The organism is Saccharothrix coeruleofusca (genome assembly GCF_014648515.1).
Lineage (GTDB): Bacteria > Actinomycetota > Actinomycetes > Mycobacteriales > Pseudonocardiaceae > Actinosynnema > Actinosynnema coeruleofuscum.
Window position 1 is genome coordinate 23,724 of sequence record NZ_BMRG01000009.1, and the last position, 17,911, is coordinate 41,634.

Genomic DNA, 17,911 nt, shown 5'->3' on the forward strand with positions numbered 1-17,911 from the left:
GGGCGTTCAGGGAGGGGGGAGGGCCGGCCGAGCCCTCCCCCTTCACAGCTCCGCGGTGTGGCGGGAGGGCGGGAAGTGGTGCTCGTGGTCGTGCGGGTCGAGGTCCCACGGCGGCAGCGGGTCGTCCATGCGACGCCAGGCGGTGGGACCCGCGGCCAGTTCGGCGTCGGTGAGCAGGGCCGGGTCCAGGCGGCGGCGCGGCTCGTCGGGGTCCAGGCCGATGCCGATGAAGACCAGCTCCTGGCGGGCGGTGTGGCCGGTGAGCGACTCGCCCGGCTCGATGGTCATGTTCGGGCCCGCTTGGGACCACACGGCCAGGGTGCTCGGACGGCTGGCGAGGTGGCAGAACCCCTTGCTGCGCACCACGCCGGTCCAGTCCTCCAGCGCGGCGGCCAGGCGGGCGGGGTGGAACGGGCGGTCGGCGCGGTAGGTGACCGAGCGGATGCCGTACTCCTCGGTCTCCGGGGTGTGGGAGCCCGCCAGCTCCTGCGCCCAGCCCGGTGACGTCGCGGCGCTGACCGGGTCGTAGCGGCCGGTGTCGAGCACCTCGGCCATGTCCACCACGCCGCGGTGGGAGCGGATCAGCCGGGCGGCCGGGTTGAGCTCGCGCAACAAGCCCTCGGTGGTGGCCAGCCGCTCCGGAGTGGCGAGGTCGGTCTTGTTGAGCACCAGCACGTCGGCGAACTCGACCTGGTCCACCAGCAGGTCGGAGATGCCGCGCTCGTCGCCGTCGGCCGCTTCGAGCCCGCGCTGGTCGAGCCGGTCGCCGCGTTCCAGCTCGGACAGGAAGGTCGAGGCGTCGACCACGGTGACCGTGGTGTCCAACCGGGCGTGGTCGGACAGGCTGGTGCCGTCCTCGAAGGTCCACTCGAAGGTCGCCGCGACCGGCATGGGCTCGGAGATGCCGGTGGACTCGATCAGGATGGCATCGAACCGGCCCTCGCGGGCCAGCGCGCCGACGCTCTCCAGCAGGTCTTCGCGCAGGGTGCAGCAGATGCAGCCGTTGGTCAGCTCGACCAGGCGCTCACCGCCCCGGCCGGACACCAGCGAGGCGTCGATGTTGACCTCGCTCATGTCGTTGACCACCACCGCCACCCGGCGTCCCCCGCGATTGGCCAGGACGTGGTTGAGCAGGGTGGTCTTGCCCGCGCCGAGGAAGCCGGACAGCACGGTGACGGGAACTCGCGGATCGGTGGTCATGGGTTCTTCCTGGTAGGGGGCGGTGTGCTCCGCCCGCGCGGGCGGAGCACACCGGTGAGGTCAGCGACCCCGGGACGGGTAGGGCAGCAGCGCCATCTCGCGGGCGTTCTTGATCGCGGTGGCGACCTGGTGCTGCTGCTGCGGGGTCAGGCCGGTGACGCGGCGGGAGCGGATCTTGCCGCGGTCGGAGATGAACTTGCGCAGCAGGTTCACGTCCTTCCAGTCCACCTCGGTGACGCCCTCCTTGCGCAGGAGGTTGACCCGCCGCTTGGCGGGGCGTTCGACTCGGGGCACGGTTCCTCCTACCAGCTGGACTTGGTCACGCCGGGCAGCTCGCCGCGGTGGGCCATCTCGCGCAGGCGGATGCGGGACAGGCCGAAGGCGCGGAAGACCGCGCGGGGGCGGCCGTCCACGGCGTCGCGGTTGCGCAGCCGGGTGGGGCTGGCGTCGCGGGGCAGCCGCTGCAGCGCGGCCAGCGCCTCGTCCCGGCGCTCGGGATCGGTGCGGATGACCTCCTTCAGCTCCGCGCGCCGCTGGGCGTAGCGGGCGACGGTCTCGCGCCGCTGCCGGTCGCGGGCGATCTTGGACTTCTTGGCCATCAGCGCTCCTCCTTGAAGTCGACGTGGCGGCGCACGACGGGGTCGAACTTGCGCAGCACCAGGCGGTCGGGGTCGTTGCGGCGGTTCTTGCGGGTGACGTAGGTGTAGCCGGTGCCCGCGGTGGAGCGGAGCTTGATGATCGGCCGGAGGTCGGTGGACTTGGCCATCAGAGCTTCACCCCCTGCTTGCGCAGCTGGGCCACGACGGATTCGATGCCGCGCTTGTCGACGGTCCTGATGCCCTTGGTGGACAGCGTCAGCACGACGTAGCGGTTCTCCGAGGGCAGCCAGAAGCGCCTGCGCTGGGTGTTGGGCAGCCAGCGCCGCGAGGTGCGCCGGTGCGAGTGCGAGACCTGCTTGCCGTAGCCGGGCTTGCGCCCGGTGACCTGGCAGTGCCGTGAGGACACGGTACCTCCGCTTTGTGAAACGACAATCGTTTCCGTTAGGCTAGCCCACATGGGAACCGAGGTCCTACTGGTGGCCGGATTCACCGCCCACGACGTGGCCGAGGAGGTCTGGCGCGCCTGGCCGGGGTCGGTGCTGGTCCGCCACGACCTGCGCGGTCTCGCCGAGGGCGTGGTGCGCCGCTGGGTCGACGGCGAGCTGAGCGTGCTGGAACTGGCCCACGGCTGCGTCTCGTGCACGTTGCGCCTGGACCTGCTGCCGCTGCTGGAGCGCTTGGGCGGTCGGGTGGTCGTGCACCTGGACCCGGTGCTGGAGCCGGAAGCGGTCTGCTTCGCCCTGCGCGGGATCGACGCGCGGGTCGAGGCCGTGGTCGCCGCGGTGGACCGGACGACCTGGTTGGCCGACGCCACCGGCGACGACACCCTGGACGAGCGCGGTCTGGGCGCGGGGGACGGCGACGAGCGGACCGTGGCGCAGGTGGTCGTGGGGCAGGCCGAGTTCGCCGACGCGATCGTGCTGACCGGCGCGGGCGACACCCCCGCGCTGGAAGCCGTGCTGGACCGGTTGAACCCGCTCGCGCCGCGCCGGGACCGCGACGCCCTCGACGTGGCGGAGCTGCTGGCCGCGATCCCCGAGACGGCCCGCAGGGGCCGTTTCGACGACGGCTTCGGCGTCCTGCTGCACGGGCAGCCGCCGCTGGAGCCCGCGCACGGCGCGGCCGTGGTCCACTTCACCGAACGGCGCCCGTTCCACCCGATGCGGCTGCACGAGGCGATCGACGTGCTGCTCGACGGTGTCGTGCGCACGCGCGGCCGGGTGTGGGTGGCCAGCCAGCCGGATGTCGCGCTGTGGCTGGAATCCGCGGGAGGCGGGCTCAACGTCGGCAACCTCGGACCGTGGCTCGCGGCCGTCGAGGACTGGTCCGAGGTGCCCGCCGAGCGCCGGGCGGCCGCTTCGGCCGTGTGGCACCCCCGCTTCGGCGACCGGTCGCAGGAACTGGTCGTCATCACCTCCTCCGCCTCGGCGGAGGAGATCACCGCGGCCCTGCGCGGCGCGCTGGTGACCGACGAGGAACTCGCGCTGGCCGACGAGCTGGAGTTCGTCGACCCGTTCGCGCAGTGGCACGACGAGATGGAGGAGCTGTGAAGCAGGGCATCCACCCCGACTACCACCCGGTGGTCTTCCAGGACCAGTCCACGGGCAAGGCGTTCCTGACCCGGTCCACGGCCACGTCGGACCGGACGGTCGAGTGGTCGGACGGCAACACCTACCCGCTGATCGCGGTCGACGTCACCGCCGACTCGCACCCGTTCTGGACCGGCAACCAGCGCGTCATGGACACCGCGGGCCGCGTGGAGAAGTTCAACCGCCGTTACGGGAAGAGGAACCGCTGATGGCCGTGCCCAAGCGCAAGACCTCGCGCAGCAACACCCGCCACCGCCGCGCGCAGTGGAAGGCCCAAACCCCCGACCTGGTGCCGGTCACCACCCTGGACGGCCGCAAGCTGGTGGTGCCCCGCAGGCTCGTGGCCGCCTACCGGCGCGGCCTGCTGTAAACCCGGCCGACGCGGGGCCGCGTCGGACCCGGCGCGTGGAACCACCCCGCACTGATCGCCTGTTCCCGGCGATCAGTGCGGGGTGGTTCCGCAAGCTGGTGGTCGAGCGGGCCGGGTGGTGAAGCCGACAGCGTGCCCGAACCGACCGCTAACGCCGCCGCCAGGCCAGCAGCCCGTCCCGCAGGTCGGCGGTGGGCTCGAAGCCTGCATCGCCCAGTTCGGCGTGCAGCACCTCGTCGGAGACGACGAACGACGGGAACGACACCGACTCCTCCGAGATCAGGCGGTCGCCCTCGTGCACCCGGTAGGTCATCGTCCATACCAGACCGTCGCCGTCCACTGTGGCCTCCGCGACCGTGTCGTACCGGCGACGTCCGAGGGTGCGGCCGGGCATGGTGGTCGGCGGCACCGCCACCGGGGTCTGCGGGGCCTGCACGTCCACCAGGATCAGGCCGCCGGGATTCAAGCGCGCCGCCCAGCGCGCCCACAGCGCCTCGCGGTCGGCGGGGGAGAAGTGGGTGAGCACGTGCAGCAGCACGACCGCGTCCACCGGGCCGTCGACCTCGGCGGTCAGCGCGTCCTCGGGCAGCACGGTCACCGGCGGGTCCTCCAGCGCCGCCAGTCGGGTGATCAGCGCGGCGCGCATCACCGCGGCGGGTTCGACGGCGAACACCTCGCCGCCGTCGGGCAGGTTCGCCAGCAGGGTCGCGGTGAACTGGCCGGTGCCCGAGCCGATCTCCACCACGCGCCGCGCGCCCGCCAGCCGCGTGGTCAGCGCCGCGTTCACCGCGTCGCGCAGGGCGGCTGGGAAGATCAGGTCGTAGTACTGGGCGTTGACGGCGTAACCGTCCGCGCCTCTGGTGCCGGTGGCGGTCGTGGTGGGACTCATCGCTCAGCTTCCTCCGGTGGTTCCGGGACGGTCGTGACCGACCGCGTTCCGGTCGCGCGCCCGGCCGGGCAGCGCGGGCACAAGCCGGTCAGGTCGGCCCAGGTGGTGATGTCGGAGAACCCGTGGGCGGCGGCCGCGTCGGCTGCCCACCTCAGCACCACCGAGGCGTCCACCGGGGCCGCGTGGCCGCAGCGCACGCAGGTCAGGTGGTGGTCGTGGGTGTCGTCGGTCCTGAGGTGGAACAGGTGGCGTCCCCGCCGGTCCGGCCTGGTGCCGATGACGCCCGCGTCGACCAGGGCCGCGATCTGCCGGTACACCGTCGACAGGCCGACGCGCTCACCACTCGCCCGCAGGGCGTGGTGGATCGTGTGGACCGCTGCCGGTCCGGGCAAGCCGGCCAAGGCGCGCAGCACCGCGCGCCGGTGCGGTGTCATCCGGAGCCCGGTGACCCCGTCGGCGTTGCTCCGGTCCACTGTCGCACCTCCGGTGCGGTCAGGAGGCGACGGCCTCGATCAGGAAGAACCCCGATGGCGGCAACGGGGTGATGTCGGTGACCGCGAAACCGCCGCCGTGCAGCAGGGTTTCGAACTCGGCGCGGGTGCGCTCCCGGCCGCCGAGGTTGACCAGCATGTTCAAATCGCTGAGGTAGACCACCGGTGACGGGGCGTCCTCGACCGCCTCGGGCAGCAGCGGCTCGACGACCAGCAGCCGGCCGTGCTCGGGCAGCGCGCGTCGGCAGTGCCCGAGGATCGTGGTGGCGCGTTCGTCGTCCCAGTCGTGCAGGACGCTCTTGAGCAGGATCGCGTCGGTTCCCGTGGGGGCCGAGGTGAAGAAGTCGCCGGTCCGGATGGCGCACCGCGACGCCACACCCGCCGCGCGCAGCGTGTCCTCGGCCCGCGCGACGCCCTCGGCCGTGTCGAACAGCACCCCGCGCAGGCCCTCGTGCCCGCGCAGGATCGCGGCCAGCAGCGTGCCGTCGCCACCTCCGACGTCGGCCACCGCGCCGAAGCGCCCGAAGTCGTACGCTCCGGGCAGGGTGGCCGCGACGAGGCGGGTGCCCTGGCTCATCGCGGCGTTGAACCCGGCCGCCAGCTCCGGCGAGGTCCTGAGGTGGTCGAAGAACGGCGCCCCGAACTCGTCCTCGAAGGTGGTGCGGTCGGCCGCGACGGCATCGTCCAGGCGGTGCCACGGCCGCACCATGACCGGGTCGGTGAACACCCTGGCGAACGCGTGCAGGGAACCCCGACCGGTGGACCTGAGCATCCCGCCCATCGGCGTCAGGGCGAACCGGTCGTCATCGCGCGCCACCGCTAAGCCGAGCGCGGCCGCCGCGCGCAGCAGGCGGCGCGTCGTGCCGGTCGGGGTGTCGCACATCCCGGCCACCTCTTCGGTGGACCGCTCCGCTTCGCCGAGGGCGTCCGCCACGCCGAGCCGGACGCAAGCGCCCACGACCTGGGAAGCCATGGAGCCGAAGATCAGGTTCATCAGGGCGCGGTGCGGGTCGGTGATCGTGTCCTGCGACAAGGGGTCCCCCTGCGGATGTGTCGAGCGACAACGATAATCAACACCAAGATACCCGTTGATCACGCGTGTTGTCGTGGTCGGAACCCGCGGCCCGGACCCGGAACGGCAACCCGCTCGCACGCCTGACCGGGTAGCGGGTCAGGACTTGGCCGCCGCTCGCAGGGCGCGGATCCTCCGCCGGACGCGCCACAGCGCGACGAGGAGGCCGATGAACAGCACCAGCGTGCCCGTCGCGGTCCACGACAGCGCCCAGACGGTGGTGCCGGCGGTGGCCGGTTCCACCGCTCTGGCCAGGTCCTGCGTCGCCGAGGTGACGGGTTCGGCCCGCACGCGGACGTCGTGCGGGCCCAGCGGCCAGATGCCGGTGAGGGTGTGGGTCAGGGTCACGGCGTTGCCGGGCAGCAGTTCGGGGAGCACCTCGCCGGTGGCGCCGCGTTCGACGAGGCCGAGGGGACCGCTCGCGTTCACCGAGGGGCGCAGCGCGAGGCGCAGGTTGCCGTCGTTGACGATCGTGTAGGTGACGTCGACCTCGCCGGTGCCGACCGGGTTGAGCGTGCCGCGGTAGGTGGCGGTCAGCGAGTCGATCCGCGCGGAGGCGTTGATCGGGCCCGCCACGCGGACGTAGAGCCTGCTGCCCACGCGGCGCTCCACCTCGACGGGGGTGTCGCCGCCGGTGGTCAGCGCGGCGACGAGGCCGCCGACGTGGTCGCCCGGTTCGGCATCGGCGGGGACGGTGACGTTGAAGGGCACGATTGCGGTTTCGCGGGCGGGCACGACGACCCGAGGCGCTGAGACGGTGATCCACTGGCCGACCACGGTGGAGGGTTCGTCGCGGGCGAGCAGGTCGAAGCCGCCGGTGCCGGTGTTGACCGCGTCCCCCGCGTACAGGTCCAGCGCCAGCTCGGTCTCCCCGAGGTTGCGCACGGCGAGGTGGTCGTCGTAGCGCATGCCCGGCTCCACGACGTAGTCGAACCGGGCTCGTCCGTCGGGGCCCGCAGCCGAGGCAGGTGCGACCGACCACGTCTGCCGCCCGGTGTCGCCGTCGGCGGGTTGGGCCGAGGCCCGCGGCACGGGCAGCAGGCTGGTGACGACGAGGGCCGTCCCGATGAGGCGGACCGCGGTCGACAGGGTTCTCACGAGTGCTCCAGCACGGGAAAAGGGGAGTGCGGGTCCGCTCCTCGGAGCGGACCCGCACCGGGGTGGGATCAGATGGCGGTGAGGATGAGCAGGGCCCGGTAGGTGCCCGGCGCCAGGTCGGCCGGGGCCTCCAGGCTCAGCTCGGCGCCGAGCTGGGCGGTGCCGCGACCGGCGCCCGCCGCCGCGGTGCCCAGCTGCGACCAGGTGGCCAGGCCGTTGCCCGCGGTGAAGCCGGAGGCGACCGGCGGACCCGCGGCCACGGTCTGGTTGGGCGAGGCGGACAGCACGGTGGGCGCCCAGCCCAGGTACTTGCCGCCGAGCTGCTGCCCGTCCACGGTGGTGAAGGCGCGCACCCGGCCGGAGGCGTTCCAACCGGGGTTCTCCGCACGGGTGTCGGTGACCGTGATCGGCTTGAGCGCGCCCGCGGCGGTGTAGCGGTCGGCGGCCGGGTTGAGCGTCAGCGCGCCGAGGTCGACCTCGCGGTTCTCCGGGGCGACGCTGAGCACGAGCGCGCCCTGCTGCTCGGACAGGGTGGTGGTGATGGTCGGGCCGTTGACCGGGTCGTTGCCGTGGTCGTCGACGTCGATGACGACCGGCGCGGACTCGGCGATGAGCTGGTGGTCGTGGTTGTAGAGCACGGCCTTGATCTCGCGGTTGTCGTCGGAGGTGCGGACGACGAAGCCGTACTTGGCGGTGTAGGCGTCCGGCACGAACGACCACTGGGCCTCGCCCGCGGCGCGGGTCAGCCAGTGGTAGTGGTCCTCGTCGGTGGGCGGGGTCTGCACCGCGGTCAGCGCCGCGACGCCGCCCGCGTGGTAGTGGCTCGCCAACCCGGTGATGGTGAGCTGCGTGGCAGGGGTGCCGGGGTCGGGCGTCGGCTCCTGCGGCAGCTCCTCGCCGACGAAGAACGTGTAGACGACGGGCTGGAGCCGCGTGGGCGTGCCGCCGGGGGGCGTAACCGCGGCGCGCACGGTCACCTGGTACTCGCCCTGCTCGGTGAAGCCCCAGTTGGCGTGCTCGTGGTCGGCCGCGCTGGTGAACGACTTCGGCCCGCCGTCGGCGGAGGCGAGGAAGACGTTCGGGCCGTCCTCGCCGTTCTGCCACAGCGCGAACGCGCCGGGGCCCCGCACCGAGTCGAGCTCGTAGGTCACCGACGTGCCCTCGGCCACGGCGGAGCTGTAGCCGAAGCCGCCGAACACCTGGCCTGCCTGGGAGGTCTGCGGCAGCAGGTAGTACGTCTGGCCCTGCGCCTTCCAGCCGGGCAGGGTCGCGACGGTCGCGCTGACCGTGCGCGAGGCCACCGACGGCTTGGCCTGGATCACCAGGTCGCCGGGTGCGACGTTGCCCGCGGCGGTGTGCGCCACCAGGGTGTGCGCGGAGTCCACCACGTCGACGTAGAACACGTCGACGTGGCCTTCGGACACGACCTGCTTGTCGGCGTAGGCGGACTCGGCGTTCGCGGTCCCGGTCAGGGAGCCGACGGCCAGGCCCAGTGCGGTCAGCGACGCCACGGCGGCGACGCGACCGGTGACCCGCGTTCTGCGTTCTCGTACTGCGTTCAAGGTCTTCCTCGGTTCTGCCGCTCCCCTGCGGGGAGGGCGTGGGTGGGGATGGCGCACGGGCGCCGGGGATGTGTTCGGTTCCTCCCTCGCGGGTGTGTCAACGCCGTCGCCGCACCGCGGCCAACGTCGTCAGGCTGGTGAGCAGGAAGCCCAGTGGGAGCAGCAGCGCGGCGACGACGACCAGGGCGACGACCAGCTCGTCGTCGAGGCCCGTGTCCGCCAGCCCGCCCGCGCCGAGGGCGCAGTCCTGCCCGTCGGGGGTGCGGCCGACCTGCTCGACCACCTCCGACTTCGGCCGGGCGGTCTTCGGGTCGCCCGGCCCGACGTGGAAGGCCAGGGTGCTGCGGGCGGTGGTCGGGCGGCCGTCGACGGTGGCGCTGAACGAGAAGGTCACCGCGTAGCCGCCGGGCGCGGTGAAGGCCCAGACGCCGTGCACGTGGACGCCGGACCGTCCAACCGGGACAGTCGTCGCCCTGGGGAAGCCGTCGGCGGTGCCGAAGTAGCGGTCGCCGACCCCGCCGAACGGGTCCTGACCGTAGACGGCGAGCTTCCCCGGTCCCCGGACCTCCTCCAGGGTCATCGTGACGTCCCCGGTGATCCCGGTGAGAACGGACGGGTGCTGGGTGTTCCAGCCCAACCACGGGATGCCCGAGCGCTGCGTCAACGGCATCATCCACACGGGACCGCCGCCGAGGAAGTCGTAACCGGACCCGGCCGGTGGCGTGGTCCGGGCGGTGTCGTCGAGGTGGAACACGTACCCGCCGGGGTCGCGGAACACCGGCTCGCCGTCGCGGTCGTCCTTGATCCGCGCGGTGAGCGCGCCACCTTCGACCACCGGTCCGTAGTCGAAGTGGCCGTCGGTGACGACTTCCACCTCGCCGGGCTCGACCACGCGGGTCACCGACGTGGGCACGCACGGCGGGGGCGGCGCGCCGGGGCCGGTGGGCGGCTCGGTCGGGGACGGGGACCTACCGGAGGCGGTGGTGGTGGCGGTGGACGTGGGCGCGGGGTCGGGCGTGGGTGCCGGGTCGGGCGTGGTGGTCGTCGGCGGCGCCGGGTCGACCGCGAGCGGGACGGCGCGCGCGGTGGCGACCACCCGCCCCTGGGAGTCGCGCACGTCGAACCCGAGCAGGGCACCGTCGAGGTCGGCGGTGGCGGGGAGGGTCAGCGCCGGACCGGTGCCCCGGTCGGTGACGCGGTCGCCGACGCGCGTCCACCAGGAAGCGGTGCGGTCCGCTCGTTCGGGGGTGATCAGCGCGGAGGCGGTGATGGTCTGGCCGGTGGCGTAGCGGTCGCGGACCCCGGTCACCACCGCGCCCGCAGGCGCCCTCGGGTTGGCGACCGCCGGGGAGTCGGACGGGGCGACCAGGTCGCCGATCGCCGGGGCGAAGCGGGCGGTGAAGGCGAGCGCGTCGGGGACGTCGGGCAGCGACAGCGCGCCGCGACCGCCGTCGAGGGCCGCGTGCCCCACGACCTCGTCGCGGTCGGCGTGGTGCCGCGTGAACTCCACCCACCCGGTCGGGACGCCGCCGTCGAGGTGCGGCGGACCGCCGGTGACGGTGGCGGAGAGCCGGAGTCCTCCGCCCGCTTCCCCGACCTCCAGCGCGGTGGAGGTCGGGGTGGCCGCGTGCGGGCCGACCGCGAAGACGTAGCGGGTCGAGGCGGAGACCAGGGGCGTGCCGGAGGTGGTCGTGGCCGACGCGGTGAACTCCAGCTCGTACACGCCGGGCGCGGTGAACGCCCAGTTGGCGTGCGCGTGGGTCGGCACCGAGGCGCGCAGGGTGCGCACGCCCGCGTCCCGCGAGCTGAACACGCGCTCGGGGCCGTCGGTGCCGGTGAAGTAGACCTCCACGTTGCCGGGGCCTCGCGCGGAGCGCAGCGTGATGTCCACGGTGTCACCGGCCAGCGCGCCGCGCGGCACGCCCTCGGTGTTCCAGCCCGCCCACAGCACACCCGGCTGCGACGCCTGGGGCAGCACGTGGATCGGGGCGCCCGCGGGCACGCCGAGGAAGGCGTAGGCGGGTGAGGACGGGGCGCGTCGCGCCGCGGCGTCGCTGACGTGCACCGTCGTGCGCGCCGGGTCGAAGCGGGTCGCGACCCGGTCCACGTCGGCCTTGCCCGCGACGACGAGGCGGCCCTCGTCGAGGAGCACCGAGACGAGGTCGGCGTGCCCGGTGGAGAGCAGCTGCCTGCCCGCAGGCCGAGGCGCCGGGCCCTCCGCGGCGTGCGCGGGGACGAGACCGCCGGAGAGCGCCACGAGGAGCGCCGCGATCACGGCACGCACCGATCTCGGCGCTCGCGCCGTGGTCCACCCGCTCTTGTCGCGGCAGGCCGCGTGGTTCGGCATCGCTCCCCCAGTGGTCGTCTACTGGCAGAACTTAAGGCAAAGGACAATCGTTTTCAATAACTGCTCGATCGCGACCCGCCCGTCGCGCTCCGGCGGTGGCGTCGGATCGCCGGGTGAACGTGGTTGTACTGAAAATCATTGTCGTTTACCGTGGTCGTGTGGACACATCCGTCGTCTTGGTCGCAGGGTTGGGCGAGCACTCCGTCGCCGAGGAGGTGTGGCGGGCGCTGCCGGGTTCGGTGCTGGTGAGCCACGACCTGAGCGAGTTGTCCGACGGCGTGGTGCGGCGCTGGGTCGACGGGGTGCCGACCGAGCTGCGCCTGGAGCACGGCTGCGTCTCGTGCGCGATGCGCTCGGACCTGCTGCCGCTGCTGCGGCGGCTGCGGGGTCCGGTGGTGGTGCACCTGGACCCGGCCCTGGAGCCCGAGGCGGTGTGCCTGGCGCTGGAGGGCGAGCCCGTGCGCGTCGAGGCGGTCATCACCGTCGTGGACCGCGCCACGTGGTTCGCCGACGCCACCGGGGGTGACCTGATGGCCGAGCGCGGGCTGTCCGCGGCGCCCGGCGACGCCCGCACCGTGGCGCAACTGGTCGTGGGACAGGCGGAGTTCGCCGACGCCCTCGTGCTGACCGGGCCGACCGGTGACGAACGGGTGTCCGCCGTCCTGGAGCGGCTCAACCCCCTGGCGCCCCGGTGCGAGTTGTCGGTGCTCGACGTCGACGCGTTGCTGGCCTCGATCCCGCCGGGATCGCGCCGGGGGGAGGTGGACGACACCTTCGACGCCCTGGTGCGGGGCGAAGTTCCGGGGGAACCCGCGCACGGCGTGCACCTGGTGCGCTTCACCGCGCGTCGCGCCTTCCACCCCGTGCGCCTGCGCCGCGTGCTCGCCGCGCTCTCCGGTGGTGTCGTGCGCATGAGGGGCAGGGTCTGGCTGGCCGGTCGCGACGACTCGGTGCTGTGGCTGGAGGGGGCGGGCCGCGCGGTGCGGATCGGCGACGTGGGCCCCTGGCCCGCCGCTGTCGGCGGTTCGTCCGGGGCGGACGGGCACGGGCGGGCGCAGGACTTGGTGGTCGTCGCGTACCGGGGAACGGGGGAGGTGATCGAGGCCGCGCTGAGCGAGGCCCTGCTCACCGACGAGGAGCGGTGGTTGGCGGCCGAGCTGACCTTCGCCGACCCGTTCCCCGGTGCGCGCGAGACGCTCGGGTGACCAACGCGGTGCGCGTCGGCCGCCGGTGGAGTTCCGAGGCGGCCGGGCGAGCCGCGCCGCACGGGATGTCGCACGGGACGTCGAGCCGGGCAGCCACTCGATCGTGCTACGTTCCTGTCAATGAAAATCAATGCCAAAGTCGCGGACGGGGCACAGGCTCCGCCCGCGCGGGTTCGCGGCGACGAGGCGGTCCGGGGGCTGCCGACCGCGTCCGGCCGCCCCGGAACCGCCGCCGCCTGCGCGGTCCTGGGCGCCGCGCTGGTGATCTCCGTGCTCGCCGCGATCAGCCTCGGTTCGGCGGTGATCCCCTTCGGCGACACCACGCGCTTCCTGTGGGCGGCGCTGACCGGCGGCGTCATCTCCGCCGACGAGGTGACGCAGTACCAGATCATCTGGCAGGTGCGCACGCCCCGCGTCGTGCTGGCGGCCGTGGTCGGGGCCGGGTTGAGCGCCGTCGGCGTCGCGGTGCAGGCCATGGTGCGCAACGCGCTGGCCGATCCCTTCATCCTCGGCGTGTCCTCGGGCGCGTCGGTCGGCGCGGTGTCGGTCACCGTGTTCGGCGCGCTGGCGGGGTTCGGGATCTACGCGGTGTCGGTGGGGGCCTTCCTCGGCTCGCTGGTCGCCTCGGGGCTGGTCTACCTCGCCGCGCGCTCGGCGACCGGGGTCACCCCGCTGCGCCTGGTGCTGACCGGCGTGGCGCTGGCGTTCGGGTTCGAGGCGCTGATGAGCGTCATCGTGTACTTCGCCCCCGACAGCGAGGCGACCAGCACGGTCCTGTACTGGACGATGGGCAGCTTCGGCGCGGCGACCTGGGGCGCGCTGCCGGTGGTGACCGCGGTGGTGGTCCTGGCCGTGGTGGCGCTGCGCCGGGCCGCGCGGGGACTGGACGTGCTGTCCTTCGGCGACGAGAGCGCCGCGAGCCTGGGGGTGGACGCCGACCGGCTGCGCGGGTGGCTGTTCGTGGTCACCGCGCTGGCCACCGGGGCGATGGTGGCCACCAGCGGTGCGATCGGGTTCGTCGGCCTGGTCGTGCCGCACCTGGTGCGCATCGTGGTCGGCGCGGGCCACGCCAGGGTGCTGGTGATCGCGCCGCTGTTCGGCGCGGTGTTCATGGTGTGGGTCGACCTGGTCTGCCGTGTCGTGGTCGCGCCGCGCGAGCTGCCCCTGGGGGTGATCACCGCGCTGGTCGGCGTTCCGGTGTTCATCACGCTGATGCGCCGCCGCGGCTACCTGTTCGGGGGGCGGTGACCGTGGAACTGGACGTTGACCGGCTGTCGGTGGAGCTGGCCGGACGCGCGATCGTCGAGCAGGTCTCGCTGCGCGTGGGCAGCGGCTCGGTGGTCGGGCTGGTCGGCCCCAACGGCTCGGGCAAGTCCACCGTGCTGCGCTGCGTCTACCGGGCGCTGCGCCCCCGGTCGGGGGTGGTGCGGGTGGGTGGTGCCGACATCGGCGCGATGTCGCCGCGCGAGAGCGCCCGCCTGGTGGCGGCGCTGACCCAGAACAGCTCGGGCGAGCTGGACTTCACCGTGGCGGAGGTCGTCGCGCTGGGGCGTGCGCCGCACCTGAAGGGCAACGCGCCGCTGAGCGCGCGGGAGGCCGCGCTGTGCGAACGCGCCATGCGCCAGGTCGGCGTGGACCACCTGGCGCACCGCGGCGTGCTGTCGCTGTCGGGCGGCGAGCGGCAGCGCGTGCTCATCGCCCGCGCCCTGGCGCAGGAACCCGAGGTGCTGGTGCTGGACGAGCCCACCAACCACCTCGACCTGCGCCACCAGGTCGACCTGCTGCGCCTGCTGCGCGACTCGGGGCTCACGGTCCTGGTGGTCCTGCACGACCTGAACCTGGCCGCGGCGGCCTGCGACCGGCTGTGCGTGCTCTCGGAGGGCGCGCTGGTGGCCTCGGGAACACCGGCCGAGGTGTTGACCGAGCAGCTGCTGCGCGAGGTGTTCAGCGTCCGCGCCTCGGTCGTCGCGCACCCGCTGGACGGGGTGCCCCAGATCTTGTACACGCTCGCCAACCACGTCGAAGAGGGAAGCGCACCATGAGATCACCCACCTCCGGCCGACGGCTCGCGATCACCGCGGCAGCGGCAGCGCTGTTGTCCGGCTGCGGCGCCCAGGTCCAAGGCGCCGGGGAGCAGAACGCCGCCGTGGTGGTCAACCGCTGCGGCGAGCAGGTCGAGTACCGCGTGCCCCAGCGGGCCGTGGTCTACGAGGGCGGCAGCGCCGACAAGCTGTTCTCCCTGGGACTGACCGAGCACGTCCACGGCTACGTCATGCCGCCCGCCAACCCGCCGGTCACCGAGTCGCCGTGGGCGGCGGAGTACGCCGAGGTCGAGTTCCTCAGCGACGACCTGCTCAACCGCGAACTCGTCGTCGACGCCAAGGCCGACTTCGTGGTGGCGGGCTGGAACTCCGGTTTCAGCGACCAGCGCGGCATCACGCCGGAGATCCTCGACGGCTTGGGCGTGCAGAGCTTCATGCACACCGAGTCCTGCTTCAACTACCCGAACTTCCCCGAGCGCAAGACCCCCTTCGAAGCGCTCTACACCGACCTGGAGCGGCTGGGGAAGATCTTCCGCGTGGAGGACAAGGCCCGCGAGGTGGTCGACGGCCTCAGGACCAGGGTGGAGGCGGTGAAGTCGCGGGTGCCGCAGGGGGAACCGGTGCCGGTCTTCCTCTACGACTCCGGCACCGACCAGCCCTTCACCGCGGGCAGCCAGGTGCCGCCCACCGAGATCATCGCCTTCGCGGGCGGGCGCAACATCTTCACCGACCTCGACGCGCGCTGGACCAAGGTCGGCTGGGAGCAGGTCGTGGAGCGGGAGCCGGAGGTGATCGTGATCCTCGACTACGGCGACAAGCCGGCCCAGGAGAAGATCGACTTCCTCAAGTCCTCGCCCACCACCGCGAAACTGCCCGCCGTGGTCAACGACCGGTTCTACGTGCTGGACTACAACGAGGGCATCAGCGGTCCCCGCAACGTCGACGGCCTGGAGGGCTTCGCCGAGTACATGCGGGGCCTGCCGCGCTGAGGTGACGGGGAGATCCGCGTGCGCGAGCACGGGGAGGTGGGCGCACGCGGATCTCCCGCCCACCCCGCCGTCAGCGGTGGCCGGTGGGCGCGGGAGCGCGTTTCCAGTCCATCCGACACCACGGCAGGGCGAGCTCATCGGTGGTGGAGACCTGCGTCGGGGCCAGCGAGTCCAGCGGCGCGGCCCGCTCGTGCCGGGCGAAGACCGACTCCGCGTAGCGGTGGCCGGTGTCGGCCGCGATGAACACCACCGTCCGGGTCGGCGCGAGCCCGCGCTCCCACCGGGCGCACGCGTAGGCCGCGCCGGTGGACAGGCCCGCGAACACGGCGTGGCGCCGCAGCAGGTCGACGCTGCCCGACATGGCGGTGTCGAAGGACGTCCAGTGGATCGTGTCGTACATCCGGTGGGAGACGTTGTCGAAGACGATGGAGCTGCCGATGCCCGCGATGATGATCTCCGGGTCGTGCACGTGCTCGGCGCCGAAGGTGATGCTGCCGAAGGGCTGCACCCCGACCAGCGTGGTGTCCGGCGCGTCGCGGCGCAGGTAGGTGGCCAGCGCGCCGGTGGACGCCCCGGAGCCGACGCCGCCGACGAGGGTGATCCCGTCGCCCAGCTCCGCGGCGAGGCGCTCGGCGATGGGGCGGTAGCCGAGGTAGTGGATGTCGTCGTGGTACTGCCGCATCCAGTGGTAGTCGGGGTGCTCGGCGAGGATCTCCCGGATGCGGTGCACCCGCCGGTCCTGGTCGTGCTTCAGGTTCGCGGACGGGGGCATCTGCTCCAGTTCCGCGCCCAGGATCGCGAGTTGGGTCCGCAGCGTCGCGTCCACGGTGGTGGACCCGACGATGAGGCACCTCATGCCGAACCGGTGGCAGGCCAGCGCGAGGGCGTAGGCGTAGATGCCGCTGGAGCTGTCCACCAGGGTGTCACCGGGGCGCACCAGACCGCGGTCGAGCAGGTGCTCGACCGCGGCCATCGCCGAGACGACCTTCATCGTCTCGAACCTCAGGCACACGACGCCTTCTTCCACCGCGATCAGGTCAGGGGCTCCGATGGCCGCTGCGACGTGGTCGTGCACGGTCCTCCTCCGCAGGGGTGGTGGGTCAGCTCCCGGAAGTGGTGAACACGCTGGTGATCGGGATTCCGGCACGTCCGAGCAGGTCCGCGCAGGCGTTGGCGCGACGCCCGGCCCCGGTGCGGCCCGCGGCGAACAGCACGCCCGCGACGTTGCCGCTGTGGGCGACCTGCACGCCGACCGCGCCCGCGCGCTCGGCCACCTCGATCAGCAGGGGCAGCTCCGGTTTCGGCAGCCGTCGTTGGTTGAGGCGGGCGCTGCGGGTGCAGACCCGGCCCAGCAGCTCGGGATCGCCACGCCTGATCGCGCGGCGGATGTCCGCGCGCAGCCCGGCGAACACCTCGACCTCCTCGTCGTCGTAGTCGTCGCTGGGCAGGGCCGCCGTGTCGACGGGCGCGCCACCGCCGGTCAGGCAGCTCACCACCACCAGCGGCGGCAGCCGGTCGCCGAGCACCTCGATGACGGTCCCCTCGCGCTGGGCGAACAGCAGGGGGCGGTCGTCGAGCATGAGCGGGTCGCTGGCGGTCTCCACCCGGACCGCGATGGCCGCGACGACCCGCGCGGGCAGGGTGGTGCCGTAGCTGTCGGCGACCGCGCGCACCGCCGCGATGAGGTCGCTGGTGGACGAGCCCATGCCGACGCCGACCGGCACGCCGCCGCGCAGCAGGACGCGGCCCCCGTCCGGCCGCTGCCCGGTCCGGCGGGCGCACTCCGCGACGGCGAGCGCCGCCGCGCGAGCGGTGTTGGTGCGGTCGGGTGGGTCCACGCGGATGTCGGAGGGGGACAGCGCGCGGTCCCGCCGGAACTCCGCGTGCGTGGCGGGCTCCGCGACGGGCAGGGTGACCAGGCCGTTGCGGCGCCCTCCCCGTCCGTCGGGGAAGCAGCCCTGGAGCAGCTCGCCGTGGTGGCAGGCCGCGCGTCCCCTGCCCACGGCGGGCGGCGGGCCGCCGGTGAGCGGTGGTCGGTCCAGCACTGTCGTCGCGGCTTCCGGCCGGCTTCGCGCCGTCTTCATCGCGTCCGATCTGCGCGATACCGGTACAGGACGGTGGTTTCCGCGCTGAACTGCGAGAAGGGGAAGGGTTCGGCCGACAGCGCGGTGACCCCGCCGCCGAGGAACTGCCTGGCGATCGCGCTGCCGCTCTGGGCGTAGACCACCAGCGGAACGCCCCGGTCCCGGCAGCGGCGCAGGATCCGGTCGAAGGTGCCGTTGCTCAGCGTCATCCCGGTGGCCACGACGGCGTCGGCGACGTCGAGCACCTCGTCCATGTCGCGGGTCACGGCGTCGCCCCACTGCGTGGTGCGGAGGTTGTAGTCGCAGGGCAGGCACTGGGCTCCGCGCTCGCGGATGGCGGCCACCAGGGGGTTGACCACGCCGATCAGCGCGAC

21 protein-coding genes are annotated in these 17,911 nt (G+C 73.2%); 7 read left to right on the forward strand and 14 right to left on the reverse strand.

The window, feature by feature from the left end:
• Positions 1-42: 42 nt before the first annotated feature.
• From IEZ00_RS21585 to rpmB, 5 genes are read right to left on the reverse strand one after another with little or no spacing between them, the layout of a single operon-like run.
• A complete protein-coding gene (locus IEZ00_RS21585) occupies positions 43-1,200 on the reverse strand; it encodes a GTP-binding protein (RefSeq protein ID WP_189225126.1) in 1,158 nt (385 codons plus the stop codon).
• Positions 1,201-1,260: 60 nt separating this feature from the next.
• Positions 1,261-1,494 (reverse strand): 30S ribosomal protein S18, encoded by a 234-nt coding sequence (gene rpsR / locus IEZ00_RS21590; RefSeq protein ID WP_189225127.1) that lies wholly within the window; start codon positions 1,492-1,494, stop codon positions 1,261-1,263.
• An 8-nt stretch (positions 1,495-1,502) separates the two neighbouring features.
• Complete coding sequence (gene rpsN / locus IEZ00_RS21595) at positions 1,503-1,799, reverse strand: 30S ribosomal protein S14 (protein WP_189225128.1); 297 nt, start codon at positions 1,797-1,799, stop codon at positions 1,503-1,505.
• Positions 1,799-1,966, reverse strand: coding sequence for a 50S ribosomal protein L33 (gene rpmG, locus IEZ00_RS21600; protein WP_189225129.1), 168 nt, complete (start codon positions 1,964-1,966; stop codon positions 1,799-1,801). Before rpmG ends, rpsN begins: the two co-directional genes overlap by 1 nt.
• On the reverse strand, positions 1,966-2,205 hold the full coding sequence (rpmB, locus tag IEZ00_RS21605) for a 50S ribosomal protein L28 (RefSeq protein WP_229795969.1): 240 nt from the start codon (positions 2,203-2,205) through the stop codon (positions 1,966-1,968). Before rpmB ends, rpmG begins: the two co-directional genes overlap by 1 nt.
• Positions 2,206-2,254: 49 nt before the next feature.
• Here rpmB and mrf point away from each other — a divergent pair, with 49 nt between their 5' ends.
• Genes mrf through rpmF form a run of 3 tightly spaced genes read left to right on the forward strand, consistent with a single transcriptional unit; the run spans position 2,255 to position 3,758 of the window.
• Positions 2,255-3,349, forward strand: a complete 1,095-nt coding sequence (gene mrf / locus IEZ00_RS21610; RefSeq protein WP_189225131.1) for a ribosome hibernation factor-recruiting GTPase MRF — start codon at positions 2,255-2,257, stop codon at positions 3,347-3,349.
• Complete coding sequence (locus tag IEZ00_RS21615; RefSeq protein WP_189225132.1) at positions 3,346-3,597, forward strand: type B 50S ribosomal protein L31; 252 nt, start codon at positions 3,346-3,348, stop codon at positions 3,595-3,597. The genes mrf and IEZ00_RS21615 overlap by 4 nt, the downstream gene beginning before the upstream one ends.
• On the forward strand, positions 3,597-3,758 hold the full coding sequence (gene rpmF / locus IEZ00_RS21620) for a 50S ribosomal protein L32 (protein ID WP_189225133.1): 162 nt from the start codon (positions 3,597-3,599) through the stop codon (positions 3,756-3,758). Before IEZ00_RS21615 ends, rpmF begins: the two co-directional genes overlap by 1 nt.
• A gap of 148 nt (positions 3,759-3,906) precedes the next feature.
• On the opposite strand, the gene IEZ00_RS21625 is transcribed toward rpmF, so the two are convergent.
• The 6 genes from IEZ00_RS21625 to IEZ00_RS21650 all read right to left on the reverse strand — a co-directional run bounded on the left by IEZ00_RS21625 (position 3,907) and on the right by IEZ00_RS21650 (position 11,145).
• Positions 3,907-4,647, reverse strand: coding sequence for a class I SAM-dependent methyltransferase (locus IEZ00_RS21625; RefSeq protein ID WP_189225134.1), 741 nt, complete (start codon positions 4,645-4,647; stop codon positions 3,907-3,909).
• Complete coding sequence (locus tag IEZ00_RS21630; RefSeq protein WP_189225135.1) at positions 4,644-5,120, reverse strand: Fur family transcriptional regulator; 477 nt, start codon at positions 5,118-5,120, stop codon at positions 4,644-4,646. The genes IEZ00_RS21625 and IEZ00_RS21630 overlap by 4 nt, the downstream gene beginning before the upstream one ends.
• A gap of 19 nt (positions 5,121-5,139) precedes the next feature.
• Positions 5,140-6,171, reverse strand: coding sequence for a methyltransferase (locus IEZ00_RS21635; protein ID WP_229795970.1), 1,032 nt, complete (start codon positions 6,169-6,171; stop codon positions 5,140-5,142).
• A 138-nt stretch (positions 6,172-6,309) separates the two neighbouring features.
• Positions 6,310-7,308: a WxL protein peptidoglycan domain-containing protein gene (locus IEZ00_RS21640; RefSeq protein ID WP_189225136.1), complete on the reverse strand. Its 999-nt coding sequence runs from the start codon at positions 7,306-7,308 to the stop codon at positions 6,310-6,312.
• 68 nt (positions 7,309-7,376) lie between these two features.
• Entirely contained in the window at positions 7,377-8,870 is a 1,494-nt protein-coding gene (locus IEZ00_RS21645) for a choice-of-anchor M domain-containing protein (RefSeq protein WP_189225137.1), read from the reverse strand.
• A gap of 97 nt (positions 8,871-8,967) precedes the next feature.
• On the reverse strand, positions 8,968-11,145 hold the full coding sequence (locus IEZ00_RS21650) for a TIGR03773 family transporter-associated surface protein (protein ID WP_189225138.1): 2,178 nt from the start codon (positions 11,143-11,145) through the stop codon (positions 8,968-8,970).
• Positions 11,146-11,375: 230 nt separating this feature from the next.
• Here IEZ00_RS21650 and IEZ00_RS21655 point away from each other — a divergent pair, with 230 nt between their 5' ends.
• The 4 genes from IEZ00_RS21655 to IEZ00_RS21670 all read left to right on the forward strand — a co-directional run bounded on the left by IEZ00_RS21655 (position 11,376) and on the right by IEZ00_RS21670 (position 15,453).
• Entirely contained in the window at positions 11,376-12,422 is a 1,047-nt protein-coding gene (locus IEZ00_RS21655; protein ID WP_189225139.1) for a GTP-binding protein, read from the forward strand.
• A 120-nt stretch (positions 12,423-12,542) separates the two neighbouring features.
• Complete coding sequence (locus tag IEZ00_RS21660; protein WP_189225140.1) at positions 12,543-13,670, forward strand: FecCD family ABC transporter permease; 1,128 nt, start codon at positions 12,543-12,545, stop codon at positions 13,668-13,670.
• A gap of 2 nt (positions 13,671-13,672) precedes the next feature.
• Positions 13,673-14,464 carry an ABC transporter ATP-binding protein gene (locus tag IEZ00_RS21665; RefSeq protein ID WP_189225141.1) on the forward strand — a complete coding sequence of 264 codons (792 nt, stop codon included), beginning with the start codon at positions 13,673-13,675 and terminating at the stop codon, positions 14,462-14,464.
• Positions 14,461-15,453 carry an ABC transporter substrate-binding protein gene (locus IEZ00_RS21670; RefSeq protein ID WP_189225142.1) on the forward strand — a complete coding sequence of 331 codons (993 nt, stop codon included), beginning with the start codon at positions 14,461-14,463 and terminating at the stop codon, positions 15,451-15,453. The genes IEZ00_RS21665 and IEZ00_RS21670 overlap by 4 nt, the downstream gene beginning before the upstream one ends.
• A 70-nt stretch (positions 15,454-15,523) precedes the next feature.
• On the opposite strand, the gene IEZ00_RS21675 is transcribed toward IEZ00_RS21670, so the two are convergent.
• The 3 genes from IEZ00_RS21675 to IEZ00_RS36920 form a co-directional block, all read right to left on the reverse strand.
• Positions 15,524-16,528: a pyridoxal-phosphate dependent enzyme gene (locus IEZ00_RS21675; RefSeq protein WP_189225143.1), complete on the reverse strand. Its 1,005-nt coding sequence runs from the start codon at positions 16,526-16,528 to the stop codon at positions 15,524-15,526.
• Positions 16,529-16,553: 25 nt separating this feature from the next.
• Entirely contained in the window at positions 16,554-17,537 is a 984-nt protein-coding gene (locus IEZ00_RS21680) for a GHMP family kinase ATP-binding protein (protein WP_189225144.1), read from the reverse strand.
• Positions 17,534-17,911, reverse strand: a 378-nt coding sequence (locus tag IEZ00_RS36920; RefSeq protein WP_268248814.1) for a Rossmann-like domain-containing protein, incomplete at its 5' end; no start/stop codon positions are given. The genes IEZ00_RS36920 and IEZ00_RS21680, both read right to left, overlap by 4 nt.

Bases quoted from the DNA above. Each gene is read 5' to 3' on its own strand.
- IEZ00_RS21625 (WP_189225134.1), bottom strand. From the start codon at position 4,647: ATGAGTCCCACCACGACCGCCACCGGCACCAGAGGCGCGGACGGTTAC.
- rpsN (WP_189225128.1), bottom strand. From the start codon at position 1,799: ATGGCCAAGAAGTCCAAGATCGCCCGCGACCGGCAGCGGCGCGAGACC.
- IEZ00_RS21585 (WP_189225126.1), bottom strand. From the start codon at position 1,200: ATGACCACCGATCCGCGAGTTCCCGTCACCGTGCTGTCCGGCTTCCTC.
- IEZ00_RS21680 (WP_189225144.1), bottom strand. From the start codon at position 17,537: ATGAAGACGGCGCGAAGCCGGCCGGAAGCCGCGACGACAGTGCTGGAC.
- IEZ00_RS21670 (WP_189225142.1), top strand. From the start codon at position 14,461: ATGAGATCACCCACCTCCGGCCGACGGCTCGCGATCACCGCGGCAGCG.
- rpmF (WP_189225133.1), top strand. From the start codon at position 3,597: ATGGCCGTGCCCAAGCGCAAGACCTCGCGCAGCAACACCCGCCACCGC.
- IEZ00_RS21660 (WP_189225140.1), top strand. From the start codon at position 12,543: ATGAAAATCAATGCCAAAGTCGCGGACGGGGCACAGGCTCCGCCCGCG.
- rpmG (WP_189225129.1), bottom strand. From the start codon at position 1,966: ATGGCCAAGTCCACCGACCTCCGGCCGATCATCAAGCTCCGCTCCACC.
- mrf (WP_189225131.1), top strand. From the start codon at position 2,255: ATGGGAACCGAGGTCCTACTGGTGGCCGGATTCACCGCCCACGACGTG.